Annotated in this window: 11 protein-coding genes; 8 read left to right on the top strand and 3 right to left on the bottom strand. The window is 69.9% G+C overall.

Annotated features, from left to right (window positions below; translation table 11 throughout):
* On the bottom strand, nucleotides 1-390 hold a 390-nt coding region (locus tag JM949_RS11735; RefSeq protein ID WP_203148421.1), incomplete at its 3' end, for an AfsR/SARP family transcriptional regulator.
* 209 nt (nucleotides 391-599) lie between these two features.
* On the opposite strand from JM949_RS11735, the gene JM949_RS11730 reads away from it, so the two are divergent.
* From JM949_RS11730 to JM949_RS36875, 5 genes are all read left to right on the top strand, one after another.
* On the top strand, nucleotides 600-1,430 hold the full coding sequence (locus JM949_RS11730; protein ID WP_203148419.1) for a hypothetical protein: 831 nt from the start codon (nucleotides 600-602) through the stop codon (nucleotides 1,428-1,430).
* 61 nt (nucleotides 1,431-1,491) lie between these two features.
* The gene (locus JM949_RS11725; RefSeq protein WP_203148418.1) at nucleotides 1,492-2,637 is read left to right on the top strand and encodes a hypothetical protein; all 1,146 of its coding nucleotides are present in this window, start codon (nucleotides 1,492-1,494) and stop codon (nucleotides 2,635-2,637) included.
* 324 nt (nucleotides 2,638-2,961) lie between these two features.
* Entirely contained in the window at nucleotides 2,962-3,288 is a 327-nt protein-coding gene (locus JM949_RS11720) for a hypothetical protein (RefSeq protein ID WP_203148416.1), read from the top strand.
* Nucleotides 3,285-5,402 carry a tetratricopeptide repeat protein gene (locus JM949_RS11715; RefSeq protein ID WP_309232116.1) on the top strand — a complete coding sequence of 706 codons (2,118 nt, stop codon included), beginning with the start codon at nucleotides 3,285-3,287 and terminating at the stop codon, nucleotides 5,400-5,402. Before JM949_RS11720 ends, JM949_RS11715 begins: the two co-directional genes overlap by 4 nt.
* A gap of 591 nt (nucleotides 5,403-5,993) precedes the next feature.
* Complete coding sequence (locus JM949_RS36875; RefSeq protein ID WP_238432994.1) at nucleotides 5,994-6,521, top strand: hypothetical protein; 528 nt, start codon at nucleotides 5,994-5,996, stop codon at nucleotides 6,519-6,521.
* Here JM949_RS36875 and JM949_RS11705 read toward each other — a convergent pair.
* Nucleotides 6,514-6,939 carry an NUDIX domain-containing protein gene (locus tag JM949_RS11705; RefSeq protein ID WP_203148413.1) on the bottom strand — a complete coding sequence of 142 codons (426 nt, stop codon included), beginning with the start codon at nucleotides 6,937-6,939 and terminating at the stop codon, nucleotides 6,514-6,516. The genes JM949_RS36875 and JM949_RS11705 overlap by 8 nt on opposite strands.
* 120 nt (nucleotides 6,940-7,059) lie before the next feature.
* On the opposite strand from JM949_RS11705, the gene JM949_RS11700 reads away from it, so the two are divergent.
* Entirely contained in the window at nucleotides 7,060-8,304 is a 1,245-nt protein-coding gene (locus JM949_RS11700) for an FAD-dependent oxidoreductase (RefSeq protein WP_203148412.1), read from the top strand.
* 8 nt (nucleotides 8,305-8,312) lie between these two features.
* Nucleotides 8,313-8,801 carry a MarR family winged helix-turn-helix transcriptional regulator gene (locus JM949_RS11695; protein WP_238432993.1) on the top strand — a complete coding sequence of 163 codons (489 nt, stop codon included), beginning with the start codon at nucleotides 8,313-8,315 and terminating at the stop codon, nucleotides 8,799-8,801.
* A gap of 30 nt (nucleotides 8,802-8,831) precedes the next feature.
* Here JM949_RS11695 and JM949_RS11690 read toward each other — a convergent pair whose 3' ends face one another.
* Nucleotides 8,832-9,104, bottom strand: coding sequence for a hypothetical protein (locus JM949_RS11690; protein WP_203148410.1), 273 nt, complete (start codon nucleotides 9,102-9,104; stop codon nucleotides 8,832-8,834).
* 70 nt (nucleotides 9,105-9,174) lie between these two features.
* On the opposite strand from JM949_RS11690, the gene JM949_RS11685 reads away from it, so the two are divergent.
* Complete coding sequence (locus tag JM949_RS11685; protein WP_203148409.1) at nucleotides 9,175-9,936, top strand: cyclase family protein; 762 nt, start codon at nucleotides 9,175-9,177, stop codon at nucleotides 9,934-9,936.
* Nucleotides 9,937-9,949 lie beyond the last annotated feature (13 nt).

Raw genomic sequence — 9,949 nt, 5'->3', positions numbered from 1 at the left:
CCAGGCCGTCGCGCAGCAGTCGCGCCGCCTCGGCCCGCCGGCCGGCGGCCTCCTCGGCGCGGGCCCGCTCGACCGCCGTGGTGAACTCGGCGAGGTCCAGCTCGCCCCGCGTACGGTGAGCCGGTAGCCGCCGCCCTGGGTCGTCAGCACATCGGTCGCGCCCGCCTCGCGCAGGGCTGCCCGGATCCGGGAGACGCAGACCTGGACCTGGGTCCGGGCGCTGGCCGGCGGATCGTTCGCCCAGAGCGCCGCCACGAGCTGCCCGAGGGGCACCAGCCGGTCGGCGTTGAGGAGCAGCAGCGCGAGCACCGCGCGTTGCTGAGGGCGGTCGATGGGAAGGACCCGCCCTCCGGCGGTCACCTGGACGGGGCCGAGGAGGGACCACCGCATGGCTTTCCCGTCGGTCGTGATTGGACGGACCCAGTCTATGGAGGACGTGGCCGGCACGGCCGGCGCCAAGCCGTCGGATAGCGGACGGCAAGCGACCGCGTCGAGGCTCTCCTCAGCCGCCGGGCCCGCAGGTCCGGGGGGAGGCGGCCGGCACGGCGTCGGCCGAGGCGGACAGTGAGAGCGACATGCGAGTAACCAAGGGACGGGGCGTGCTGACGGCCGTCATGTCGACGGCGGCCGTGGTGGCCGGCATGGGCTGGGCGACACCGGCCTCGGCGACGCCGGCGGGGTTGGAGACGGTCACCCAGTCGGCGGCCGAGAGCAGCGTGGACAAGTCGGCGTTCGCGTCCTGCCCGGCCGGCAAGGTGGTCACCGGGGGCGGTGGCTTCCTCACCGCCGGCTCGTCGGCGGCCGGACGGGTCGGGCTGGACCGGCTGGAGCCGCTGGCGAACGGCACCGGGTTCTTCGCGACGATGCGGGAGGTGGGCCCGGTCAACTTCGCCGGCGACTGGGGGCTGCAGGCCCTCGCCCAGTGTGCCACCACGCCAGCCGGTTACCAGGTCGTCGCCGCGACCGGGGCGGTCGGGACGGAGTTCGTCACGGCGAGCTGCGGGACGAAGAAGGTCATCGGCATGGGTGGGCGGATCAACAGCGGCCTGGGCGACGTCGTGCTCGACCAGGTGGTGCCGTCGTTCGACCTGACGTCGGTGACCGTCCGGGCGGTCGCGGTGCAGGGCACCTCGCCGGCCGGCTGGAGCGCCACAGCGATCGCGGTCTGCGCCACTGCGCCCGCCGGGCTGGAGCGGGTCGTGTCGACGGGGACGAGCGCGAGCGGCCCGTCCGACAGCGGTCTCAAGGCGTGCCCGGCCGGCAAGGGGCTCTACAGCGCGGGCGCGGACATCAACGCCGGCAACGGTCAGGTGCTGCTGACCGCTATCAACATCACCGGGGGGAACACCGTGCGGATGCGGGCGGACGAGGACGCCGACGGCTTCGCCGGCTCGTGGAGCCTCAACGGCTACGGCATCTGCGGGAGCTGATCCCAGACCGGGGCCGCCGCCGGCGGCCCCGGTCGCCCGGCAGTCGACTATTTTGGGCGGCGTGACCCTGGTGGACGCCGTCGAGGCCGATGGCTACCGTCCGGAGTACGCACTCCTTGTCCTGATGGACCCGGCGGTGGAGTGGGGTCACGAGGATCCGGATGTGCCCCGGTTTCGCGATCGCGGCGATCGGCCGACCGGGACGTTCGCCGGGACCGGCGCCGGCTGGGTCACCGCGCAGGCGCCCGGCCTGGATGACCACGTGGTACGCGTCGAGCTGCACGACGGTCCGCCGCCCGCTGATCATGAGGAGTACGACGACGTCCTGGAAGCGCCGTACCGTTCGAGCTCCGGCGGGTTGTCGGTCACCACGTTGACCGGAGGCGTCGGTCCGGCCGACCTTGACCTCGGCGACGCGGAGTGGTTCCGGGTGCGGGTGGCGCGCCGGCAGGCGGACACGGAGAGCACGTCCGGGTACAGCTGGGTGCTGCGGTTCTGGGCCGACCCGGTAGTCGAGCCGCCTGTCTGGCTGGCCCGCAGCCAGTCAGCTATCGGAGGTCCGGACAACGGCTGGCACTCGGCCCTGCCGCGCTGGGTGACGGAGGTGGCGGGCATCGCCACCGGCATGGCGCGGCGGCTTGGTCGACCGGTAACCCCTCAGCAGGTCGAGGACGGCTTTCACTCGCCTCCGCTGTATCCGCTGGGTTGGCTGGACGAACCGCTGTGGCCGCGCCGGTCAGCCACCGACCACGTCTCGCCCGGGTATCGAGCCAGGGATGCGCAGGAGCGGCGCCGGCTCGACGAGACCGCGGAAGAACTGGGCGTGCCCCCCGTGCGCCGCAAGCGCGACGTGTTCCCGTTGCTGGTCGCTGCCGGCATTCTGGCGCGCGAGGGAACCGACGCCTATCGGGTTGGCCAACCCGCCCGGATCGACACCGTTCTGTCGTTGCCACCCGATCAGGTTGAGGCGGTCCGGCAGCGGGATATGCGTAGCCGCTACGGCGCTGTCGCAGAGGATCTCGAAGCGGTACTGCGCTGGACACCCCGAACCCCGCTGGAGACCACGCCGGCGGAGCTGGCTGAACGGTTGTTGGTGACCGAGGCGGAACTGGGCGAAGCGCTGGCCTACGCGGAGGAGACCGGTTTGTTGCACAACGAGGGTGGGGGACCGCTGCGGCTCTGGCTCGGCCCCCGGGGCATATCCTGAACCCGGTGGCACTCGCCAACCTCATCGGAGCCTCGATCGCGTTGGCGGTTCCGGCGGGACTGGCGGCAATGATCTGCCTCTGGAGCGCGATCGTCCCCGCACGACGGTCTCCGGCCTGGTTCCTCGCCCGCGAGCGGTGCTGGTCCCGCCGCCCACCCGCTTCCGCCGATCTTGGCAACCGTAAGGTGAGGTCGAGGTGACAGGCCGTAGTTGCGTGTCCTTACACTGAGTCTGACCTTCGGGTGCTGACACGTGACGGCAGGAGGTGGCCGCGTGCCGCGTCGTAATCGGTGGTGGACATGGGCAGGGCGGGCGGTTTTCGCCGTGATCATCGCCGCTCTCGTGACCTATCTGGTGAAGGTGGGGCTGGACAAGGCTGACAAAATCGCCAGCAGCATCGGAGTGGTGCTGGCGTTAGTGGCGCTGGGGGTGCCGTATCTGCTGCCCCGGGCAGGAGGCCCGACGATGCGAGATCTGGATCGGGTGCAGGACACCGGCACGGCCACGGCTACGGCCGGTGGGCGCGCCACAAGCGGAGTTGACACCGTGGGTGACGACCGGCCGGCTCACGTCGTACGGTCGGGTGACGCGAGCGCGGACGGTCCGGGTTCCGTGGCCAACACCGGTATTCAGCGCCGGCCACGAACGTGACCACCACAGGCGCCTCGAACGAGACGGTGCCGGACGCGGAATCCGTCGTCGATTCCGGTGATGCGGAGGCAAGCAACGCCGGTGTGGCCAACAGCGGCGTCATCCTGGGTGACGTCAGGCCCACCTTCCACCAGCATGATCACCATCATCCGGGGGCGGTCGCGGCGCCGGTGTGGCCGGTGCTGGAGGGGCAGCCTGTTGCGTTGGCATCGGCTTTTCAACCGCGTCAGAGCGTGCGTGACCAGGTCTTCGCTGCCCGTCGTCACGGCAACGACGTGGTGCTGGCTCAGCACGATGGCGCTCGCGGCAGCCGGGGTGCGCGCGTGTTGGCTGGTGGGGGAGGTGTAGGCAAGTCGCAGCTGGCGGCGTGGTTCGCCTGGCAGGCCATCGATGACGGCAGCACCGATCTGGTGCTGTGGGTCACCGCTGGTAGCGCCAACCAGGTCATCACCGCGTATGCGCGGGCTGCGGCCAAAGCGGGGGTGCTCGGCGCTGACGGTAAAGACCCGGACGGCGACGCCAAGGCGTTGCTGGAGTGGCTGTCCACCACGCAGCGCCCCTGGTTGGTCGTCTTGGACGACGTCACCGATCCGGCCATGTTGGCGGGTTGGTGGCCGCCGCACCGCCCGGCCGGGTGGACTCTGGTCACGACCCGGTTGCAGGACGATGCCAGCTTGCTCAGTTCCGGGCGGCAGCAGGTCAACGTCGATGTGTACAGCCCGGACGAAGCGCTGAACTACCTGGGTGAGCGGCTCTCCGCAGCCGGGTACGGCCATCTTCTCGACGAACAAGCCAGCGACTTGGCGGCTGTGTTGGGGTATCTGCCGCTAGCGTTGTCGCACGCTGCCGCTTACATGATCACTCAGGATGAGGGATGCGCGGATTACCTGGCCCGCTTCCTGCGCGGTACGGAGCGCTTGGCCGATCTGATGCCCCCGGGCGCTGATCCGGACGGTTACGGACGGCCGGTAGCGGTCACCCTCCTACTGGCCTTGGAGGCCGCCGAGGATGCCGATCCCATCGGGCTGGCGCGTCCCGCTCTGGAGTTGGCCGCGGTATGTGACCCCGATGGACATCCCGACACGCTCTGGGCCACCTCCGCTGTCACCAGCTACCTCTCCGTAGGGCGGGCTGGTGCTGGCGGCGACCCGGTCGATGCTGGCCAGGCACGCAAAACGGTGCGGCTGCTGCACCGGTATGGTCTGCTCACCCACACCCGCACCAACGGTGCCCGCGCTGTGCGTATTCACGCACTCACCGCCCGCGCCATGCGGGAGACCACCGCCAACCCCGCCTTGGTGGCCTACGCCGCCGCCGACGCGTTGCTGGAGTTGTGGCCCGCCCTCGATCACGCCACCACCGACTTGATGGTCGCGCTCCGGGCCAACACCGCCACTGTGGCCGGCATCGCTAACGAATTACTCTGGCGGCGCGGCGGGCATCCCCTGCTCTACCGCGCCGGCACCAGCCTCATCAACGCCGGTCTGCAGACTGCCGCCATCGATTACTGGGAAACCATGCAGGAAAACGCCGCGCGGCTGCTGGGTGAGGAGCACCAGAAGACGCTGGTCGCCCGCTGCAACCTCGCCGTGTCCTATCGGCGGGCAGGGCGTACCCAGGAGGCAATCGTTCTGTTGAAGACGGTCGTCGCCGCCCACGCGCGGTTGCTGGGTGACGAGCATCCGGAAACGCTGACCGTCCGCGCGAATCTCGCCGTCTCGTACTGGCAGGCGGGGCGTACGCAGGAGGCGATTGGCATTGAGGAGATGGTGGTCGCGGATCGCGTGCGGTTGTTGGGTGATAAGCATCCGGACACACTGGCCGCCCGCGCGAATCTAGCTGCGTCGTATCAGCGGGCGGGGCGTACGCAGGAGGCGATCAGTTTGTTGGAGACGGTGGTCGCCGATCGCGTGCGGTCGCTGGGTCACGAGCATTCGGAGACGCTGGCTGCCCGCGCGAACCTCGCCGCCTCGTACTGGAAGGCGGGGCGTACCCACTACGCGACCGATCTCCTCCAGACGGTGGTTGCCGACTGCAAGCGGTTGTTGGGTGACGAGCATTCGGGAACCCGGGCAGTTGCGATCGTGCTTCAGGCATGGAGAGGCGAAGCCTGACGCGCAGAGACACACCACCCGACTCGGCGCTGTCCGCCTTTCAGGTACGCCGCACGATCGACGTCAGCGGCCCGGCCTTCGACCTGAAGGCCGCCCGCCGACTGACCAGCACACTACGCAACCTGATCATCAGGCCGATGGGACCAGTGTCTCCGTGCCCTACCGTCGTACAACGTGGACAGTCATGACGCGGTGCGGCTGAAGGTGGACGGGCTGAATTCGATCGCTCACCTCCTGCCTAAGGCGCCTGGCCGGTGCGGAGTGTACGAGTTGACGTTCGCGGACGGCCAGCGCTACGTGGGACAGGCTGTCGACGTGGTGACACGGTTCTGCACCCACCGCCGAAACTGGTCCGACATCGTGGAGATCGCCTTTGAGCGGGTGGGTCGCGGCCAGCTCGACGAGGTTGAGCGTGGTCGGATTCGCCAACGTGAGGCGGCCGGGGTGCCGCTACGAAATGTCGTACACACCACGGGCCGGCTCGGTGCCAGCGAGCTCGACGTTCTCCTGCCTCCAGCGGCGCAGCGACGCTGGCTTGCTGACCACCAGCCGCGGAATGTTCGCCGCAGTGAGCGGCCTAGCGACTCCGTTGTGCACCACCGCAGTCGCCACCTGTTCAACCGGCTCCAGGCCGATCCGCGGTTCACCGACGAGCTGGCCCGCTTGGTGGGGACGTACCTGCGCGTCGCTATGCCGGTGACCGAGCTGACCGAGCTGAGCTACTGGAGCCTCAGCGCGCTCCCCGCGACCAACGCCGCCACCTACCCGCGCCTGCTCACCGTCTCGGTGCACGCTCTGGAGACCCTGTACGTCTGCCACGACAGACACGCTCCGCAGGATTTGCAGATCTGCCTGAACATAGACCGGGCCACCGCGAAGTCGCAGATCCGTACGCGCCTCGGGCTGGCGTTCATGCGCACTGTCGACGCCCGCTATCGAATCCGCCCCGGGGTACTGGGGCTGCAGTTCACATCGCCACGATCCGCCCAGGACGCGCTCACCCGACCCGGCATCGTCAGAGCTGCCCGAAAGCTCAATCTGGACCTCATGCGCAAGGGCCCGGCGCTGAACTGGAAGTCGCACTGTCCGGACCTCGTCGAGCGCGTCCTGTCTAGCTGAGCCGACGAGGCAGTCGGTCGGGCTCCGGTCGGGACCGAAGCAGTGCGGGCAGGGCGGCGAACACGAGGGGGAGGGCGTCCATCTGGCTGATTCGGACCCACGCGATGTCGTCATGCTCTTCGGGCGCACGGTTGGTGGGAGAGCCGACCCAGGCACCGATGTGCCAGACGCCCACTCGGACGGCGTCCTCGCCGCTGCCGGCACGCAGGTCGCCCAATCGTGACGCGGAGTCCGCCACGACGTGCACCCCCAGCTCCTCGTGCATCTCACGCGCGAGGGCCTTTAGTTCCGACTCGCCCGCCTCGACGTGCCCTCCGGGCAGGTCCCAGAGATCCGGGTATGCCCGGCGGGTCGGGCTGCGGTGCACCAGCAGGACCGCGTCGTTCTCCATCAGCGCACCGCAGACGACGACATGCATGAGCGGAGTAGAGCACAGGGGTAGGACAAGCTCGGGGCCCGCGCAGAGATCCCGCGATCCCGTTGACGTGCGGCTGCCCGATGGCCTTGCCCAAATCATCTTAGTCATTAAGATAACCGCATGGTCGCATCGACAGGCTTCTCGGTCGCCATCGCCGGCGCTGGTCTCTCCGGTCTCTGCCTCGCTCAATACCTGGTGCGCGCCGGCATCGACGTGCACGTCTACGAGCGGGACCCGGGCCCCTTCGTCCGGCGGCAGGGCTACCGGATCATTCTCGACCGGCACGGGCTGGGGGCGCTGCGCGAGAGCCTGCCCCGCCGGCTGTACGACCTGGCGTTGACCACCGGCGACGAACCCGGCGGGCAGTTGCGCTTCACCGACCGCCGGCTGCGGGACGCTTTCACCATCACCTTCAAGGACGAGCCGCACGCGACCCGCCAGGTCGACCGGCTGACCCTGCGGTCGATCCTGCAGTGCGGGCTGAACGGGCGCGTCCACTACGGCAAGGACGCTGTCGCGGTGGACAGCGGCCCGGCCGGGCTGCGGCTGCGTTTCTCCGACGGTGGAGCCGCCGCGGCAACCGTCGTCGTGGGCGCGGACGGCGTCGGCTCGGCGTTGCGCGCGCAGTTGATGCCGGACGCGGAGCCGACGAACACCCCGCTGGCGGGCATCTACGGCCGATCGCCCCTGCGGCGCAACGGCGAGAGCGTCATCCCGGACGCGCTGCGTACCAGCGGCGTACTTGCCATCGCCAACCAGCCGGGCCGCGCCTTCTTCTTCACCTCCATGCGGTTCGGCGAGAGCCCGCAGGAGGCCTTCGCGCGCCTGGCCCCGGGCAACTATGCGCCCACCGGCTACGACTACGTGATGTGGGGACTGCTGCTCCGGCGCGAGGACGTGCCGATCGGCGTCCGCGGAGACCTGCTGGAGCTGTGGCGACTGGCCTCCCGGATGAGCGCTGACTTCCACCCGCTCATCCGGCGGCTGGTCGGCACGGCCGAGTTGGACGCCACGGTGCTCAACCTCTTCGCCGCCGGCCGGCGCCCGCTCCGGTGGGCGGTGCCCCGCGCGACGATGATGGGCGACGCCGTGCACGTCATGCCGCCGTTCGGCGCACACGGCGGGAACACCGCGCTCCGTGACGCCGCACTGCTCGGCCGGAAGCTGGTCGAGGCCCGGGCGAACGGCACGCCGGTGGAGCAGGCGATCGCCGACTACCAGGACGAGATGGCGCGGTACGCCTTCCGCGCCGTCGACACCGCCGCCCGCCTGATGCGCCGCCTCACCGGTGGCGGGGCCGCGCCGCACTGGGTGCTGACCCGCGTGTTACCTCGGCTGCACCGGGTCACCGTACCGGAGGCATGATTGCGGACATGTCCGACGAGCCGAGCCGCGCGTCAGCGATCACCGACCTCATGCGCGCCGGGCGGGAGACGTCGCGGCTGTCCATGGTGTTCCGGTACGCCATCGCGGAGCGGCTGGGCCTCACCGTCAGCGACCTGGAGTGCCTGGACTACCTGGCGGACGTCGGGTCCGCCACGGCGGGGCAGGTCGCCGAGCGGACCAACCTCACCACCGGCGCGGTGACCAGTATGCTGCGCCGGCTCCAGCAGGCTGGCTACGTGACGGCCGAGCGCGATCCGGCGGACCGCCGACGGGTGATCGTCGCCCTGCGGCCGGAGCGGATCGCCGAGGTGAAGCGACCGTACGAGTCGTTCGCCGATAGTGCGGAGCGGCTCATCGACGGTTACAGCGTCGAGGAGATCATGCTGCTGGCCGGTCACTTTCAGCGGATGCAGGCGATGTACCTCGTCGAGTTGGACCGCCTCCGCGGCGGCCACACCGCTCAACGGCCTGACTGAGGCGACCTCGCGGAACCGGCCGGGAAATTCTTACGCGTCGGCCGGTCGGATCTTCACGACGGGGACGTCGAAGGCGAACTCAAGGCTCGATCCGTCGGCGAACGACACGGTCACGTGCGTGTCGGGACCGGCGGGGTGGTTGTCCTCCCACTGCACGTGCACGACCTCAGCCGTCACTGACCCGTCCGGGAGCACCAGCGCGAAACCCTCCAGGTCACCCTGGGCGACATCCGGATGGGACCGCGCTCGCCGCGCCGCGAGCTGCTGCTCGCGCCAGCGCCGCCGGGCGGCAATGTTCGCCATGGCGGGCATTATCCCCGACACGGCCCGGCGACGATCCATGATGGACTTCGATGCGGTGTACGGTCGCCGCATGACGGTGCTGCAGGAGTTTGTCGCCGCGCTATCCAGCGGCCGGATCCAGGTTGTCGACCTCACCGCTCCGCTCTCGGACCAGACCCCGATCCTGGGTCTGCCCGAGCAGTTCGGGCAGACCTGGCCGTTCCAGCTCAGTGAGATCAGCCGGTACGACGACCGAGGTCCGGCCTGGTACTGGAACAACTTCTCCACCGGCGAGCACACCGGCACCCACTTCGACGCCCCGGTGCACTGGGTCACCGGTCAACAGGGCGCGGACGTGTCGCAGGTCCCGGTGAGCCAGTTGATCGCGCCGGCGGTGGTGATCGACCACGCCGCCGACGCCGCCGCCGACCCTGACTTCCTGCTGGAGGTCGAGCACGTCAAGGCGTGGGAGGCCGAACACGGCGCGTTGCCCGTCGGTGGTTGGCTGCTCTACCGCACCGGGTGGGACGCGTACGGCGACGACCCGGAGCGGTACGCCAACGCCGGGCGTTCCCCGGGCATCTCCGTCGAGTGCGCCCGCTGGCTGGCCGAGGAGTCGCCGATCCAGGGCGTCGGGGTGGAGACGGTCGGCACCGACGCGGGCGCCGCGCACTCGTTCGACCCGCCGTTTCCGTGCCACTCGTTCCTGCTCGGCCAGGACAAGTACGGCCTGACCCAGCTGCGCAACCTGGCGCAGTTGCCGGCCACCGGCGCGGTGGTGATCGCCGGTCCACTGCCGATCGTCTCCGGGTCCGGCAGCCCGTGCCGGGTCCTCGCGCTTGTCGAACGGTAGGACCGGGCCACCG

This window comes from Micromonospora tarensis, from assembly GCF_016803395.1.
GTDB lineage: Bacteria > Actinomycetota > Actinomycetes > Mycobacteriales > Micromonosporaceae > Micromonospora > Micromonospora tarensis.
This window is presented reverse-complemented; position numbering and strand designations above follow the sequence as displayed.

Excerpts from the sequence above, each read along its gene's own strand:
- JM949_RS11705 (WP_203148413.1), bottom strand. The coding sequence starts at position 6,939 with ATGCATGTCGTCGTCTGCGGTGCGCTGATGGAGAACGACGCGGTCCTG.
- JM949_RS11700 (WP_203148412.1), top strand. The coding sequence starts at position 7,060 with ATGGTCGCATCGACAGGCTTCTCGGTCGCCATCGCCGGCGCTGGTCTC.
- JM949_RS11695 (WP_238432993.1), top strand. The coding sequence starts at position 8,313 with ATGTCCGACGAGCCGAGCCGCGCGTCAGCGATCACCGACCTCATGCGC.
- JM949_RS11690 (WP_203148410.1), bottom strand. The coding sequence starts at position 9,104 with ATGGCGAACATTGCCGCCCGGCGGCGCTGGCGCGAGCAGCAGCTCGCG.
- JM949_RS11685 (WP_203148409.1), top strand. The coding sequence starts at position 9,175 with ATGACGGTGCTGCAGGAGTTTGTCGCCGCGCTATCCAGCGGCCGGATC.